At 66.6% G+C, this 16,329-nt stretch carries 14 protein-coding genes and 1 tRNA gene; 8 read left to right on the forward strand and 7 right to left on the reverse strand.

Going from position 1 to position 16,329, the window contains the following annotated elements; all coding sequences use genetic code 11:
- Positions 1–85: 85 nt before the first annotated feature.
- A tRNA-Leu gene (locus ASF09_RS10175) sits at positions 86–172 on the forward strand.
- Between the two features lie 94 nt (positions 173–266).
- The gene (locus ASF09_RS20705) at positions 267–419 is read left to right on the forward strand and encodes a hypothetical protein (protein ID WP_165886441.1); all 153 of its coding nucleotides are present in this window, start codon (positions 267–269) and stop codon (positions 417–419) included.
- A gap of 118 nt (positions 420–537) precedes the next feature.
- Here the strand turns inward: ASF09_RS20705 and ASF09_RS10180 are convergent, their stop codons facing one another.
- From ASF09_RS10180 to ASF09_RS10205, 6 genes are all read right to left on the reverse strand, one after another.
- A complete protein-coding gene (locus ASF09_RS10180; RefSeq protein WP_060526100.1) occupies positions 538–795 on the reverse strand; it encodes a hypothetical protein in 258 nt (85 codons plus the stop codon).
- A gap of 18 nt (positions 796–813) precedes the next feature.
- Positions 814–5,829, reverse strand: a complete 5,016-nt coding sequence (locus ASF09_RS10185; protein WP_235529784.1) for a DUF11 domain-containing protein — start codon at positions 5,827–5,829, stop codon at positions 814–816.
- A gap of 69 nt (positions 5,830–5,898) precedes the next feature.
- A complete protein-coding gene (locus tag ASF09_RS10190; RefSeq protein ID WP_060526101.1) occupies positions 5,899–7,044 on the reverse strand; it encodes a DUF11 domain-containing protein in 1,146 nt (381 codons plus the stop codon).
- Positions 7,045–7,094: 50 nt separating this feature from the next.
- The gene (locus tag ASF09_RS10195) at positions 7,095–7,568 is read right to left on the reverse strand and encodes a DUF11 domain-containing protein (protein ID WP_060526102.1); all 474 of its coding nucleotides are present in this window, start codon (positions 7,566–7,568) and stop codon (positions 7,095–7,097) included.
- A gap of 11 nt (positions 7,569–7,579) precedes the next feature.
- Positions 7,580–8,584, reverse strand: a complete 1,005-nt coding sequence (locus tag ASF09_RS10200) for a hypothetical protein (RefSeq protein ID WP_156359309.1) — start codon at positions 8,582–8,584, stop codon at positions 7,580–7,582.
- A gap of 355 nt (positions 8,585–8,939) precedes the next feature.
- On the reverse strand, positions 8,940–9,401 hold the full coding sequence (locus tag ASF09_RS10205) for a hypothetical protein (protein ID WP_056053772.1): 462 nt from the start codon (positions 9,399–9,401) through the stop codon (positions 8,940–8,942).
- Positions 9,402–9,780: 379 nt separating this feature from the next.
- Between ASF09_RS10205 and ASF09_RS20305 the strand changes: the two genes are divergently transcribed.
- The 6 genes from ASF09_RS20305 to ASF09_RS10230 all read left to right on the forward strand — a co-directional run bounded on the left by ASF09_RS20305 (position 9,781) and on the right by ASF09_RS10230 (position 15,670).
- Positions 9,781–9,957: a hypothetical protein gene (locus ASF09_RS20305; protein WP_156359310.1), complete on the forward strand. Its 177-nt coding sequence runs from the start codon at positions 9,781–9,783 to the stop codon at positions 9,955–9,957.
- A 192-nt stretch (positions 9,958–10,149) separates the two neighbouring features.
- A complete protein-coding gene (locus ASF09_RS10210; RefSeq protein WP_060526104.1) occupies positions 10,150–11,238 on the forward strand; it encodes a type III polyketide synthase in 1,089 nt (362 codons plus the stop codon).
- The gene (locus ASF09_RS10215) at positions 11,235–11,927 is read left to right on the forward strand and encodes a methyltransferase domain-containing protein (RefSeq protein ID WP_060526105.1); all 693 of its coding nucleotides are present in this window, start codon (positions 11,235–11,237) and stop codon (positions 11,925–11,927) included. The genes ASF09_RS10210 and ASF09_RS10215 overlap by 4 nt, the downstream gene beginning before the upstream one ends.
- Positions 11,906–12,994 (forward strand): NAD(P)/FAD-dependent oxidoreductase, encoded by a 1,089-nt coding sequence (locus ASF09_RS10220; protein ID WP_060526106.1) that lies wholly within the window; start codon positions 11,906–11,908, stop codon positions 12,992–12,994. Before ASF09_RS10215 ends, ASF09_RS10220 begins: the two co-directional genes overlap by 22 nt.
- A gap of 54 nt (positions 12,995–13,048) precedes the next feature.
- Positions 13,049–13,459 (forward strand): peptide-methionine (R)-S-oxide reductase MsrB, encoded by a 411-nt coding sequence (gene msrB / locus ASF09_RS10225; protein WP_056053779.1) that lies wholly within the window; start codon positions 13,049–13,051, stop codon positions 13,457–13,459.
- A gap of 45 nt (positions 13,460–13,504) precedes the next feature.
- Entirely contained in the window at positions 13,505–15,670 is a 2,166-nt protein-coding gene (locus tag ASF09_RS10230; RefSeq protein WP_060526107.1) for a transglycosylase domain-containing protein, read from the forward strand.
- Here the strand turns inward: ASF09_RS10230 and ASF09_RS10235 are convergent.
- On the reverse strand, positions 15,646–16,320 hold the full coding sequence (locus ASF09_RS10235; protein WP_060526108.1) for a M48 family metallopeptidase: 675 nt from the start codon (positions 16,318–16,320) through the stop codon (positions 15,646–15,648). The genes ASF09_RS10230 and ASF09_RS10235 overlap by 25 nt on opposite strands.
- Positions 16,321–16,329: the final 9 nt, after the last annotated feature.

Consider the following 16,329-nt stretch of genomic DNA (forward strand, 5'->3'; position numbering starts at 1 on the left):
TCGCAAAGGCCGTTGCGTCGCGTTCAAACCCTTGCTAGTGGCGCTCGCCTACCAGATGCCGGGTCCGCCCGGTGATGTTTCATGGGCGGCCATGGCGGAACTGGTAGACGCGCAACGTTGAGGTCGTTGTGGGCGAAAGCCCGTGGAAGTTCGAGTCTTCTTGGCCGCACCATTTTTCCCGATGAAATGAACATCCCCTTCGAGGGCCACCCCTTCGATTGCCACTCCCGCCGCGTTCATGCGTTGGGCCGGGTGGAGGAATTTGCATGAGTTCGATCGACGACACGATCATCGACACGCCCGAGGGGCCGATGACGTTTGCGCAGTGGAAGAAGAAGAACCCGGTCCAGCTGCCCTCGCGGCGGACCAAGGGGAAGAAGCTGCCCAACAAGGTGAAGCTGACCACCGACGAGAAATAGCGGTGGCTGTTCCCCTTCCGCTTGCGGGAGGGGTTAGGGGAGGGGCTGGACTATCGTAGGCCGAGGCGTTCGCGGCCATGCCCTCCCCCGACCCCTCCCGCAAGCGGGAGGGGAGACGTCAGTGCTTCCCCGAACGCCCCGCCCCCTGCCTTGCCCGGATCATTCGCGCCTGGAATTTCACGCGCTGCCAGAAGGTCGCGTCGTCGAGCCGCCATTGCCGGATCGCCTGCGTCGCCAGCGTCTCGATCAGCGCCTCGCTGGTCGTTGCGTCCTGCTTTGCGAACTCGCGTGCCAGCTCTTCCACGCAGGGGCCGTGATCGGTGAAGTCGCGCGGCGGCATTATCGTCGGACTCGGCATCGGCATCGACATCGGCATAGATTTCTCTCCCTGTGATTATCGGCGACCACCGAACAGCGCGCGCGTCGCGCCGCCGATCGTCGCCTGGTCGAACTTCAGGCGCATCGTCACGTACGGCCCCTGCCGCGTGTAGCGGTCGTCCTCGAAATCGCGGTCGCGGTAGCCCGAGATGTTGTAACCGGCGGTGATCCACGTGTTGCGTGCGGGCGATACGCCGACCGATGGCCCGCCGCTCCACGACCAGGCGCCGCGCGACCACGCATGCTGCACCGATCCGCTCACGCCGATATCGAACCGCGTGCCGATATCCTGGCGCAGCTCGAACCCGGTGACGTCGATATACCCGTCATAGGTATCATCGGCGAACCGCCCCGCGACGTATTTCGCACCGTAATACACCGTCGCCTCGGTGCCGTGTCCGAGCCCTTCCGGACCGGTCCGATAGTTGACCGCGAGGTTGTTGATGATCCGCGAGGTGACCTGATCGCCTGCGCCATAGGCGGGGACGCCGAGCGCGTTGGAGTCGCTGAACCCGGCATCCGCGCTCTCGTGGCGCAGTTCGAGCCGTTCGAGCACCGACCAGCGGCTGTCGAGCGGCCGCAGCGCGAGCGCCAGATCGGCGGTGGCATAGGTCGCGACCGCGCCGGTCCGGTCCTTGATCGTGTAGGCCTTGATGCTCGACGCGAGCGTCTTGCCCTGCCCCAGCGTGCGGAGGAAGTTGGTGGTGATGCCCCAGCGATCGCCGCTGTCGGCGTTGCGATATTCAAGTCGCCCGTTCACCGACCAGCGCGCCTGGCGGTAGGTCGCCCCGAACGTTGCCGCCGCGTAATCGCCGTTGGTCTGGTCCTGGCCGACATAGCCGCCCGAGGTGACCGGCTGGAACGCGTTGACGACCGCGCCTTCAGGGATCTTGCCCTTGAGCGTGTTGCTGGCGTCGAGCGTCCCGTCGATGGTCCAGTGCTTGCCGAGCGGCACCGACTGACTGAGGCCGTATTGCGCATAGGTCCGCGCGCCGTTCTCGCCGATCGCTTGCTGGTTGAGCGTGCTCATCAGCTTGGCGCCGGTCCAGGGCGCGACGTCGACGCCGAACTGCTTGGTATGCGCGACATAGCCGTCGCCGTTGGCGATCTCGTAGCCGCCGATCAGGCGGATGCCGGGCTTGATCCGGTAGGCCAGCTGGATCTGGTGGCGGACCGGGAAGTCGACGCTGTCGCTGTCGCCGCCAGGCGCGAACTGGGTCTGGCCGGTGACCGTCAGCTTGTCGCCGAACAGCGCCTGCGTGCCGCCGACCGTCAGCAGACGGCTGTCGCGGTCCTTGCCGTCCCTGCCGCGGTCCGACGCGAACTGGCCGCCGACGAAGATCGTGCCAGTGTCGCGGCGATATTCGATACGGGCCTCGCCGGCGGCGCGCGTACCGGGGGTGCTCAGCTGCTGCTGGTACCAGGCGACCCCGGTCACGCTCAGCCGATCGGTCAGCCGCAGCCTGCCGTCGAGGCCGAATTTGCGCGTCCCCGCCTCGACGAGGTTCTGCTGGCCGACGCCGAACGCGGTATCCTGCTGGCGGGCATAGGCGAGCAGATCGAGCTTGGTGCCGTGGTGATCGACCTCGGCCAGATAGGCGAGGCCCTGTCCCAGCCCGCCGCGACCGCCCTTGGCGATCTCGCCGCGCAGTTCGGTATTGGCGGTGACGTGTGCCTTGATATCGGCGCCGAGCACGGTGGCCTTGCCGACGGTCTCGTCGCGGATGACCGCGGCACCGATCTCGACCCGGCCGTTCGCCAGCTTGGTCGCGACGCGCGCGGCGGCGGCGAGCTTCGACGATTTGCCGCCCTCGACCTCGTAATCCGCGACGATGAAGACCGGGTTGAGGTTGCTGTCACGGCTGAGGATCGGCTGGCGGAAGCGCACCGTGCCCATCGAGGTGTCGATGTCGTAGTCGATGTGCCGTGTCAGCTGGGTGGTCGCGATGATCAGCTCGGAGCGGAACCGGTCGCGCGTCTCGATCCGCAGCTTGTCGCTGTTCGGCACGATATCGCGCCCCGACAGCCGGTATGGGCCGCTCAGGCCGTTGCCCTGGATCTCGTCGCGCGAATACAGCGTGTCGGTGTTGGCGGCGAACCCGGTCGCGCGGATCCGCTTGCCTTCATAGGCGGCCTTCACGCCGTTGAGCGTGCGGTTGTAGCGGGTCAGCTGCGTGTCGGTGAAGCCGGTCTCGAAATCGCCGAACAGCGCGTAGAATTCGCGACGCTCGAGCCGCAGGTACAGCTTGCGCTTGGTGGCGGCGTCATAGCCCTGGCGCGAGCCGTCGCCATAAACGGTGTAATAGCGATCGGGATCGATCGTGCCGAGCAGGCCGCGATCGGGATCGTATTTGCGGTCGCTGTCATAGGCGATCGTCGCCAGCCACGAGCCCTTGACGCGACCCTTGGCGTAGAACGCGAGCTGGCCGTCGGTGACCACGCTGCCGCGCTGCGACCGCGGGAGGCCGGACTGGCGCTTGCTGAGCATGTCGTAGCCGAGCGAGCCCGCGCCGAACCCGACCACGACCCATTGCTTGGCGGAGGCGGCGAGCCAGGCGCGAACCTCGTTGGCATGGACGACCTTGTCCTGGGTCAGCGAGACGACGACGTGGACGGCACCCGCCTGCGTGGTCGGCTGGAGCGTGATGAAGGCGAGCCCGTCGTCGCCGACCACCAGCGCGGTGGTGGCGGACCGCTCGCGGCCGGCAAGCTGGCGACCCTGTTCGAGCTCGGCCTCGACCGCGGCGGTGTAGGGCTGGTCGACGGTGAACGGCACCAGCGTTCCGGCGCGAACCGGACGGCCGGTCTTGTCGGTGACGCGGACCGCGATCAGCGGACGGGTCAGGCCATCGGCGACGAGCCGGCTGCTGGCGGCGTCGAACACCGCACGCACGCCTGCGCCGGAATAATGCACTAAGCGATCGAGCGTCTTCACGACGCTGCCGTCGGCGGCCAGCACGCGCGCCTGAAGGCGATTGTCGCCGTCGATCAACGGGATACCCGTCCAGCGCGAGACCGCGATGTCGGTGCCGTCACGCTGATCGGTACCGTCGAACGCGAGCGCTTCGACCTGCTTGCCGTTGATCGTCAGCGCCACCCGCTGACCGGGCATGTGCTTGACGACCGCACGCACGATCGGCGCGCGCGGGTTGTGGTCGGCGAGCGGGAACAGCCAGTCGATGCCCGCCGTCTGTCCACCGGCCAGCCAGTCGCGGCTGCCGGCGGCGGTGGCGGCGTCGAGGATGGTTACGGGGAGCGCGGCGTCGACAGCGGCGGCCTTGCCGGTCGGCTTCAGCTGGAAATCGACGCGCTTGAGCAGACCGCCGTCGCCCTCGACGAAGCGCGAGATCGGGCTGTTGGCCTGGCGGGTGTCGATGTCGCAGGCGACCGGCGCATGCGTGACGGGGATGCTCGACGTATCGATCTGGACGACGTGACGACCGGCGCGGACGCCCTCGAAATGGTAGAGCCCGTCGCGATCGGTGGAGACGAACGTGCCGTCCTCCATCAGCAGGCGGATTCCGGGCACGCCCTTGCGCTTGTCGACCGGATCGCCGCAATTCCCCTCGGTCACGCGGCCGATGATCGTCATCGCATCGGTGAACAGCAGCGGACGGAGGCGCACCGAGGCGGCAGCCTCGTTGCTGGAGACGTCGCCCTGCCCGGCGACGCGCGCGCGGTTCAGCGCCTCGCCGACGGGTGCGCCCGGCGCGATGCTGACAACGTATTTCAGTTCGGTCGAGGCGCCGGCAGCCAGCAGCGGGATCGCGAAATCGAGGTTGCGGCCATCGCTCGACACGGTCGGCTCGTCACCGCCGCGCGCGGAATTGCGTTCGTAGCGCAGCCCCCTCGGCAACGTATCGGCGACGTGGAGTCCGCGCGCAGGCACCGAATCGCGATTGGTGATGCGCAGCAGATACTGGACGAAATCGCCCGGCGATGCCTCGCGCACCGACGCGATCTTGGTCAGCAGCAGCTTGCCGGGACCGGGGCCATCGAGCGGAATATCCGCCGTGAACGGCTCAGGCCTGGCCAGCGTGAACACGTCCCCGAAGCTTGCATCCTTGAGGATGAACGGTGCGCCGTCCGGATCCTTGAGCGCGGCCAGCGCAGCACGGTCGGCGGTCGACGGGGCGACATAATCACCCGGCGGGACCACCTTCAAAGCATAGCGGCCCGGCGTCGTCAGCGGGAACCGATAGCGGCCGGTTTCGCCGGGATAGACGCGCCCGCTGGCGTCGGTGACGGTCGCACCAGTCATCATCGTCGAGGGGTAGCGGCTGACACCGTCGTCGCCGAAAACGGTGGCTGGCTGGCCGCTCTCGTCGACCAGCGACACGGTGGTGCCATCGACCAGTGCGCCGGTGCGCGAATCGAAGGTGTAGCCGGCAGGATCGATCAGGATCGACGCGGTCGACGCGTAGCTGAACTCGTCTTCGGCGAAGCTGAGCGTGATCGGTGTGCCGCGCGTACGCACTTCACACGGTTCGAGATCGGGATATCGGCCCGTTTCGGTCGAGGGAACGCCGCCGGCGAAGATGCCGCTGTTGGCGGCAGTTTCGACCAGCGTCAGCGGAACCTTGGTTTCGCCAATATTTGCGGTGATCACCGCCGTCTCACGGACCGCCGGATCGTGATTGCCCGCCTGGTTGTCGAGCACCAGGATCATGTCTTCCTTGACGTCGAGCGCCGCAACGTTGGGCGCCGCGGCAAAGGTCGGTGCATCGATCGGTGCAGGCGTAAACAGATAGGTCGGGACGGTCTGACACGTCGCGCCGGTGAATGCGTAATTGATCGGGGCCAGACGGAATGAGAGCGTCGTCGGACGCTTGGCACGGTTCACGTCGAGCGCGACCGTGTTGGACGGAACGGCCCGTGTGCCGGAGTCGCTACCCGCGTCGTCGAACGACAGCGTTGCGGTATTCTGGACACGGATCGTCTGCGCCATCGCCGGTGCCGCGCCGATGGCGGGCCCGAGCAACAGCATCGGAATGAGGGCGCCAAGGCGCGAGAGGCGACGGGAGCTGGACATAAGGGATCCTTTCCCGGCACGCGTCGCCACGCGCCGGGATCGGTCGGTCCTTTCGGATGCGAGGTGGGTTTAGTTGATCGTCACGCGGAAGGTCGCCGCGACCGATGTCCCGCCCAGCAGGACCGGGATCCGCGCGTTCACCGTCTTCGTGGTGGCGTTGAACGAGCCGGTGTAGTTGACCAGCGGCACGGTCACCGTTCCATCGTCGGCCAGCGAAACGCCGTCGACGATACCCGTCAGCAGGCACGTGCCGCCGAGCGCGATCGCGCCGATCGACATCGAGTTGGCGACATAGGTGGTGTTGGGCGGGACGACGTCGGTCAGCGTGACGTTCGACGCCGGCGTCCCCACCGTGCTGTTGTTGACGACCAGGCAATATTGCACGACCGCGCCCGGGATCGCCTTTGGTGCGACGGCGAGGTTGATCGGATCGGTCAGCACCAGCTGCGACTTGGCGACGCTCAAGGCGACGTTGCGCGTGGTGATCTCGTAGCCGAGCGCCGCGCGGCCCTGTCCGTTATAGATGATATCGGGACCAAGGCCGTCCGAGTCGTTGTCGGCGAAGACCACGTCGACGACGTTATCGTCGTTCGGGGCGACGCTCGGCGCCAGCGGCAGGCCCTGCGCAGCCGTATCACCACCAGCCGCGACCTGGGCGATCAGCGTGATGCCGGCGAGGACGTTGGCCTGGTTGTTGGGGATGTCGGCGACGATGAAGACGACCGCCGACTGATCGGCGCCGAGTTCGTTGATGTAGGTCGCGGTATCGGTACCGGCGTCATAGGTCCCGTTGCCGTTCGAATCGACGTAGATGTGGATGTTGGTCACGTCGAAATTGTCGCCGTTGAACAGCCCCTGGATCGGCGTCTGGCTCGACGACAGCAGGAAATCCTGCGTGCCGTTGGTGTTGTTGGTGACCTTGAACGTCGTCACCGCAGCGGTCTGGCCGATCGCGACCTGCGTGTTGTTCGGCTGGTTGGCGATCACGGTCAGGTTGACCTTGCGATCGACCACGAAGCTCACCGCGTTCGACGTCGCGTTCTGCTGGACGCCGTTGACGGTGTAGCTCGCCTGCGCGGTGTTGGTGACGGTCGTGCCGGCGGCGGTGCCGGCGGGCCCCGGTGCCTGTGCGTTGGCGGTGCCGGCCATCGTGCCGGCGGACACGATGGCGGCCGTACCGGCCAACAGCGTGCGTAGTACCCCTTTGGCGAACATGTCTTGATTTTCCTTATGTGTGATTAGTCAGGCTTGGTGGTGGGGGGAGATCATTTGAGGACGGCCTGGAACGCGAATTGGCCTTGCGAACCGGCCGGTATCGGGTTCGCAATGCGCCACCGGACGCTGGTGACATCGCTGGGGCTCGCCGCGCGCGTGCTGCCGTCGAGGCTGCGGACGCGGAGCGCGTCGAGCGCGCCGTACGTCGTGCCGTCGACCGACACGTCGGGTGCAGGCGAGCCGGGATTTGCGGATCGATAGGAGATCGCCGCCGGCAACGGGTTGGCCAGCACGACGTTGGCCAGCGGCTGTTTGCCGGTGTTGCGATAGGCGAGGACGAAGATGACCTTGTCGCCCGGCGTCACCTTGCCCGGCTTGACCAAGGTGATCCGCGTGGTGCCATCGGCAGCCGCGCTGCGGCTCTCGACGAGGATGCTGCTCGTCACCTGCAGCGGGCCCGCGGCGGCGGAAACGGAGGCGGTGGTCGCCATCAGGACGGCGGCAATCATGGGACGCGTGATCATGCTTGGACTCCTCATTGGATCTTGGTTTTGAATTGAACGGTGTGGACGGCAGCGGCGGCGACCTGACCGAGTGCGACGGCGATGCCGCCGCCAGCCCCGCCGGGAGCCGACGCGTTGCGATCGAAGGCACCCGCATCGCCGTCGCCGGCATCGGTCAATGGCGTGCCGTCGAGCGTGAGGCTGCCGGGAACGAACACCGTGCCCTGGGGGATCGGATCGACGATCCGCGCGCCGGTGACCGCATCGGTGAACCGCGCCTCGAGCGTGTAGGTGATGACCGCATCGCGCACCGCGTTCTGCGATCCGTCGGCGGCCAGCACGGACTGGCTCTTGAACAGCGACGGGCCGGCGATGCCCGTGGTGATCGGCACGACGACGCTGGCGATCGCCCCGGTCGGGCCGACGACCGCATCCCCACCGCCATCGCCCAGCCCGGCATAAGAGCTGCCCGGCTGGCCCGATCCTGTGGTCGACTGCGCGGTGACCGTCAGTGTTGCGGTCGCGGCGCCACCCGAGGAATCGGTCCTAACCAGGATCGCCAGCAATTTGATCGACTGGCCGGGCGACAGGACCGGAGTCCTGCCATCGGCAGGGGGCAGATCCTTGACCGGATCGTAGAGCCCGTCGCCGTCCGCATCGATCACCAGCGCCTGGACGCCGAACACGCCGGCCGACACGGTGGCGGCGATCGCGAAGGATTCATTGCCGTTGTCGCGATTGGTCAGCGTGAACGGCACCGCCTTGGGCTGCGGCGTGACGACGACGGCACCCTGCCCGGTGCGGACCAGGCTCACGTCAAGCCGTTCGGCGACGATGATCGTCACGGTGTTGGAGACGGTCGACTGGGTCGCGCCGTTCAGGTCGAACCCCAGCGCCGCGGTGTTGACGATCGGCGTACCGGCAGGCGTCGGAGCAGCGGCCTGGCTCCAGGCGGGCGCTGGCGCGAGCAGGCCCGCTGCTCCGGCGATCAACGCACGCAACGCAGTGACGGAGACCGATCGGTACCCTGCCCTCATTGCAAATGCTTGATTTTGCCGAACCAATTTGTCCCCCTGACCTTTGTTAGGGAACAAAATTGCGTTGGATCGCTTAACTAAAACCTACTAAATCAAAACGACAAACAGCGGCAATATTTTTCGTGTTTTTCCAACGAAAATGGTGATTTGTTCGTCGCAAATTTACACTAAAATGGACCGTTAACTGTCTTCTGGTTGTATCGTTGCTCCGCGATAGCAATCGTAGCAAGTATACGATCATGATTCGGGCATCGGACGCAGCTTTAGATCGCGCCCGACGGGCATGCCTGCTCTGGTCATCGATAAACGCGCGCAAGAAAGTCCGGTGCCTTTACGAAGCCCGGCTTCTGGCGGTTCACTGGTGCTTGAGCGCCCGCAGATAGGCTTTCATCGCCTGGTCGCCGGTATGGCTGAGCGAAATCTCGACGCGGCGGCGATCGGTCGGATCGATGACGCGATCGATGAGCTTGAGCTTGTGAAGATGTTCGATCCAGCGCTGCGACGTCGTCACCGGCGCGTCCGACATGCTGACCAGTGCCTTGATGTTCATCGGCAGGCGAGCGTCGCGCGAGACGAACAGCGCGAGGAGCATATCCCAAGCTGGTTCGTGAAACAGTTCGCCCGGCAGGAACTGACGCCGCATGCGCCGTTGCTCGAGCACCGTCTCGGCATAATCGACGAGCGCGGCTTCGTCGTTTTCCTCGCCTACGGGCGCCTCTTCGGCGGCATGCGCGACGCGCCCGTTGAATTCCTCCGCCACGGCGGACAGCTTGGCCGTGAGATCCTTGATTAGCTCGACCACCGACTCGTTCTTCACTCAAAGACTCCCGCCGTTCACCAAGGATGAGACATCATCGGCCGACCCGCCCTGTTCGCAATGCGGAACCACCGCGGCATGACAGATCGAACTGACGACATTGTCTCCTTCCCTCGCGGTTTTTCAACCTAATCCTTTGAAAATAGGTAACCATGTGAGAAATACATACAAAAATAGCTCTGTTTGAACTTCATTTCGGATCAATCTGTAGTGTTGCGGCACTATATCCAAATTGGTTTTGTTTTGGTTTTAATCGTACCATTTCGAAACTTCGCTCCGAATCGGGGATATTATACGGTTCTGGCGGACTTGCCGGTTTTCGGCTATCGGGGCGTGCCTTGGCGTTCGTCATGGCATGGCGCCTGATAGTGGAAGTTCGATGATGAACGCGTTCAGCGTATATGCGCAGTTACAGGATGCCTGCCGGGCGCTGGACGCCGCGGAAGATCACGCGATCGCCGCCTATGTCGAATGGGCGATGACGCTGATGGCCGAGAAATATGGCGTGGCGCCCGACGCGATCGATGCCCCCGCCGAGACCGATCCACCGCGCTGAGGCGGACCACCGCAGACTCGCGCGACGGCGAAGGACGCGGTCGGCGACGTCATTTCACGATATCATTCAGCGATAACCGTGTGGGACCATGCGGATTATCCGCGACGGCGACGTCTATAATCGCTCGCTGTGCGTATAGTGATCGAATCGCGTGCCATCCCGCACGGACCAAAGGACGTCGTGCCCGCTGACATGCCTGCTTCTTCCCCCGCCTGCCCCGCTGCCTTCCTGAACGCCGTCGGCACCGCGGTGCCCGATCACGATATCCATGACGCCTTCATCGCCTGGGCGCGTGCGCGGACCGAGGCGCGCGCGACGCGGGTGTTCGACCGGATGGCATCGCGGTCGGGGATCGCGCATCGCTGGTCGGTGTTGCCGCCGACCCCCGACGGTGGCTCGCCGGTCGACGCTGCGGGCTTCTATGCGACCGAACCGCATCCCGGCACTGCGGCGCGGATGACGCTGTACGCCGAATATGCGCCCGACCTGGCGATCCGTGCGATCGACGCGTTGCGCGCGAAAATCGCGGTCGAGGGAATCACGCATCTGGTGGTGGCGAGCTGCACCGGCTTCGTCGCGCCCGGCATCGACCAGATCATCGCCCGCCGACTCGGGCTGTCGCCGAGCGTCGAACGACTGCTGATCGGCTTCATGGGGTGCTACGCGGCGGTCGTCGCATTGCGCAACGCGCGCCACATCGTCCGCTCCGAACGTCACGCACGCGTGCTGGTCGTGACGGTCGAGCTCTCGACGCTGCATCTCCAGCCCGCCACCGATATCGAACCGTTGCTCGCGATGCTGCAGTTCGGCGACGGCGCTGCCGCTGCGCTGGTCACCGCGGACGCGAGCGGGATCGAACTCGGCACGCCGTTCGCCGCCGCGCTGCCCGATACCGAGGCGCTGATTCGCTGGGACGTCACTGACGCAGGATTCGCGATGCACCTATCGGGCGAGGTGCCCGCGCGGATCGCCACGGCACTGGCGGATACCGCGTTCCGGACGATCGTCAGCGATGGCCACCCGCCCGAGGCGATCGACGGCTGGGCGGTGCATGCCGGCGGACGCTCGATCCTCGACGCGGTCGAGCATGCGATGCAGCTCAAACCCGAGGCGCTCGACGCGTCGCGGCAGGTGCTGGCGGAGAACGGCAACATGTCGTCGGCGACGTTGATGTTCGTGTTCGAACGCCTGCTGGCCGGACCGCGGATCGGGCACGGGGTCGCGCTGGCGTTCGGTCCGGGCCTTGCTGCGGAGGGCTTCGGATTCCGGAGCGCGGCATGAGCCTCGCCACGCGCAGCCAGGCCGAAGAACTGATGGACGCGGACGATCTCGACGCGGCGACCTATGCGGACGTGGTCGGCGATCTCGCCACCGTGAACACCGTGACGATGGCGCGGCGGCCGACGCTCGATTTCCTCGACCGCGCGACCAAAGGGCGCAAGCGCGTCCGCGTGCTCGATGTCGGGTTTGGCGATGGCGACATGCTGCGGCGGATCGCGCGCTGGGCCAAGGCGAAAGGGATCGAAGCGGACCTCGTCGGCGTCGATCTCAACCCGCGCAGCGAACAGGCGGCGCGCGCGCATGACACCGCCATCGGCGGCGATATCCGTTATGTCACCGGGGACTATGCTGATCTCGCCGACGAACCCTGGGACGTGATCGTCAGCAGTCTCGTCGCGCATCACATGACGCACGACCAACTAGTCGCGTTCCTGCGGTTCATGGAAGCGCATGCAAGCGCGGGGTGGTTCGTCAACGATCTCCACCGCCACGGGTTCGCGCATTGGGGGTTCCCGATCCTCGCCACGCTCGCGCGCTGGCACCGGATCGTCCGGCACGACGGCACGCTGTCGATCGCGCGCAGCTATCGCCCCGACGAATGGCCACCGATCCTCGCCGAGGCGGGGATGTCCCAGGCGAAGGTCCGTCGCGTCTTTCCGTTCCGGTTATGCGTCGAACGCCTGCGCTGATCGTCGGCGGCGGGCTCGCCGGCGCCGCGACCGCGATTCAGCTCGCGCGCGCCGGCTTGCCGCACTTGCTCGTCGAACGATCGCGCGAGACGGGTGATGCGATCTGCGGCGGGTTCCTGAGCTGGCGGACGCTGGAAACGCTGGCCGGGCTCGGGATCGATCCCGATGCGCTCAACCCGGCGCGGGTGACGCGCGCGCGGATCTACGCCGGCGCGCGGCGTGCGGAGGCCGCGCTGCCGCATCCGGCGGTTTCGGTGACGCGCCGACGCCTCGATACCGTGCTGCTCGCCGAAGCCATCCGGCTCGGCACGCCGGTCGAACGCGGCGTCACGGTGCGCGAGATCGACGGCACGACGGTCCGCACCGCGGATGGCGCGACCTTCGCGCCCGACGCGCTGTTCCTCGCCAGCGGCAAGCACGACGTTCGCGGGATGGTACGCCCCGAGGCGGCGCGCGGCGCCGATCCGACGCTCGGGCTGCGCGTGCGGATCGCCCCATCTCCCGCGCTGCGCCGGTCGCTCGAGGGAGGCATCGAGCTGCATCTGTTCGATCGCGGCTATGCCGGGCTGGCGATGCAGGAGGACGGCACCGCGAACCTGTGCCTCGCGGTCCATCGCTCGCGCCTCCAGTCGGCAGGATCGCCCGCGCAGTTGCTCGACGCGCTCGGCCGCGAGATGCCGGCGCTCGGCGAATGGGTCGCGCTGGTCGACGGCGCCGCGACGATCGATGCGATCGCCAACGTCCCCTATGGGTGGCGGCAGCGTCAGGGGGTGGAAGCGATTTTCCGGCTCGGCGATCAGGCCGGCGTCATCCCGTCGCTGGCGGGCGAGGGCATGGGCATCGCGCTAGCGAGCGGAGTCGCCGCGGCCAACGCCTATATCCGAGGTGGCCCCGACACTGCCGCGCATTGGCAGGAAGATTTCGCGCGCCGCCTTGCACGCCCGATCGGCATCGCCGGCATCGTCCGCCAGGTCGCCGAAAGTACGCGTGCGGCGTGGCTGCTGCCATTGCTGCGCCCCGCCTTGATCCAGGTGATCGCGAATGCAACCAGAATAGGGCACACTTAGCGTTCGGTGTCAGGCCACCTTGAAATCCGTCCCGCCAGCACGAGATTCAAACCCATGGACCAGCTGAACCTTTCCGAATCCGAGTGGCGCCAGCGCCTCACCCCCGAGCAATATCACGTGCTGCGCGAGGCAGGCACCGAGCGGGCATTCGCCGGTGCACTCAACGACAACAAGGCCGATGGGATCTATCGGTGCGCGGCGTGCAGCAACGAGCTGTTCGACAGCGCGGACAAATATGATTCCGGATCGGGCTGGCCAAGCTTCACGCAGCCGATCGGCCCCGATGCGGTCACCGACCACACCGATCGCAGCCACGGCATGACCCGCGTCGAGACGCGGTGCGCGCGCTGCGACAGCCATATGGGGCATGTTTTCCCCGACGGCCCACCGCCGACCGGCCAGCGCTATTGCATGAACTCGCTGTCGCTGGAATTCCGGCCGCGCAAAGCGAACGTCGCGGCCTGATCGCGCTTGTAGGGCGCGGGCGGAACGCGTAATTCTCGCGGTCACATGGCCAGTACGCGTTCTGCTTCACCGTCCCGTCGGCCCCCGTCTACCCCGGCGTCTCGCTGGCGTCGGCGGCTGGTCGTCTTCCTGAAGGTCTGCATCGGACTGGGTCTGCTCGCGCTCGGTGCGCTGGCGATCGCGGTCTATGTCGCGATGTCGCAACTGCCGAGCTTCGACAGCCTGAAATCGTCGCCCAACGGCCAGATGATCCGCGTCCATGCCGCCGACGGCACGGTGATCGTGTCGATGGGGCCGAGCTTCGGCGAGTGGCTCCCGTATTCGCAGATCCCGCAGGTGATGCGCGACGCGACCGTGTCGGTCGAGGATCGTCGTTTCCGGTCGCATATCGGCATCGATCCGGTTGGCGTTGCGCGATCGCTGAAGGTGCGGTTCGACCGCGGCCACTGGACGCAAGGCGGCTCGACGATCACGCAGCAGCTCGCGCGCACGGTTTTCCTCAACAACCAGAAGAAGTTCGGCCGCAAATTTCGCGAAGGCATCCTCGCGTTCGCGCTCGAATGGAAGTTCAGCAAGGACCAGATCCTCGAACTCTATCTGAACAAGGTCTATTACGGCGGCGGTGCCTATGGGATCGACGCGGCGTCGCGGAAATTCTTCGGGCATGGCGCGGATCATCTGAGCCTCGCCGAGGCGGCGGTAATCGCCGGCCTCGTCAAGGCGCCGTCGAACTACTCGCCGACCGCCGACGCGGAGGCCGCGGTCGGCCGTGCGGGCGTGGTGCTGGAGACGATGCGCGAGACCGGCGCGATCACCGCCGAGCAGGCCGCCGATGCCAATGTCAGTGGGCTGAAACTCGCGCCCGAGCCCAAGCAGAACAGCGTGCGGTATTTCACCGACTGGGCGCTGCCGCAGCTCGATACGCTGATCGACGAGACCACCGAGCCGCTGGAAGTATGGACGACGCTCGACCTGACGATGCAGCGCCAGGCCGACGACGCGATCCGGGCGAATGCACCACCCGGCGCACAGGGCGCGCTGGTCGCGCTTGATCGTGGCGGCGAGGTTCGCGCAATGGTCGGCGGCAAGGATTACGTGTCGTCGATCTACAACCGCGCGACGCAGGCGGTCCGCCAGCCGGGCTCGGCATTCAAGTTGTTCGTCTACCTCGCCGCGCTGGAAGCCGGTCACAAGCCCGACGATTCGATCGTCGACGAACCCGTGACGATCCAGGGCTGGAGCCCGCGCAACGATTCGCGGCATAATTCCGGTGCCGTGTCGTTGCGCACCGCGTTCGCCTATTCGCTCAACACCGTCGCCGCGAAGCTCGGCCAGGAGGTCGGTTTCAACACGGTGGCGGACATGGCGCGGCGATTCGGCATCACCACGCCGGTCAATGTGCACCCGTCGATGGTGCTGGGCACGTCCGAAGTCCGCGTGATCGACATGACGCGCGCGTTCGCCAGCGTCGCCAACAAGGGCGTTGCGGTGACGCCGTACGGGATCACGCGAGTCACGGCCAACGGCCAGACGATCTACACGCATGAGGTCGACCGCAGCCACGTGCTCGTCGCGCCGTATGTCGCCGCCGAGATGACCGATCTGCTGCAGACCGCGGTCAACACCGGCACCGGGCGTGCCGCGCAGATCGGCCGCCCGGTCGCGGGCAAGACCGGCACTACCACCGCGTCGAAGGACGGCTGGTTCCTGGGCTTCTCCAGCGGCATCACCACCGGCGTGTGGATGGGCCGCGACGACGCCAAGCCGATTGCCGGCCTCCACGGCGGCACCGCGCCCGCCAAGGCCTGGGCGGCGTTCATGAAGCCCGCGACCGCGAACCGGCCGATCGAGCAGTTCGATACGCAGGTGACGTTGCCCGAGTGGCAGCTGGAGCCCGACGAGCAGAGCTATTTCGGGCAGCCCGACAATGGCCAGATGGCGGTCGACGCGGACGGCAATCCGATCGAGCAGGGCCAGCCGCCGGTGCCGACCGATGCGCAGACCGGCGATACGATCCCGCGGCCCGATGCGGATCAGCCCGAGCCGGCGCCTGCTGCTCCGGCCGCACCGCCGCAACAGCTCAACCAGGACTGGATCAACCGGGTCACCGGGCGAGACCAGCCGCGTCAGGAACAGCCGGCAGGACGCCAGCCGCTAACGCGCGACGGTACGCGTCAGGATCGCTCTCAGGACGACCGCCCGAACCAGTGAAGTTCGGCGCCGTGCGTGCGTAGCCAGACGCGCGCGGGTGTCGGGTCTTCGCCGTACAGCTGCTCGACCAGCGCGTGGAAGACCGGCGCGTGGTTCATGTGGACGCGGTGCGCGACCTCATGCGCGACCGTGGCGCGGCGGACCCAGCTTGGCGCCAGGATCAGCCGCCAACTGTAGCGGATGACGCCGCTCGACGCGCAACTGCCCCAGCGGCCTTTGGCATCGCCGACCGCGACCTGCGCGACGGTTACCTTGGCCTTGGCGGCGTATTCGGCGGTCTCTATCTCCAGCACGGCAAGTGCGGTGCGCTTCAGCCAGGCCTCGACGCGACGCGCGATCGTTTCTGGCGGACCCGACAACGACAGGACCGAGCCTTCGCAGACCACGGTTCGGCGGCTACCGGGCGTCCAGTCGATCGTCAGCGGTTCGTCGGCAACGGTCAGGACCGCACCGGGCACAAACGGGCGGGGTTGCGGGAGTAACGCGCGCTGTTCGGCGATCCAGCCCGCCTTGTCCTCGGCCCAGGCCAGTGCCTGCTTCAGCGCGGCGCGTTTCGGGAGGACGAGACGCGCCCGGCCACTTGCGGGATCGATCGACAGGCGCGCGCGACGTGCGCGGGGGTGACGGACAATCTCCAGGCCTTCGATCACCGGGCTATC

The sequence above is a fragment of the Sphingomonas sp. Leaf242 genome, from assembly GCF_001422045.1.
In the GTDB taxonomy this organism is placed as follows: domain Bacteria; phylum Pseudomonadota; class Alphaproteobacteria; order Sphingomonadales; family Sphingomonadaceae; genus Sphingomonas.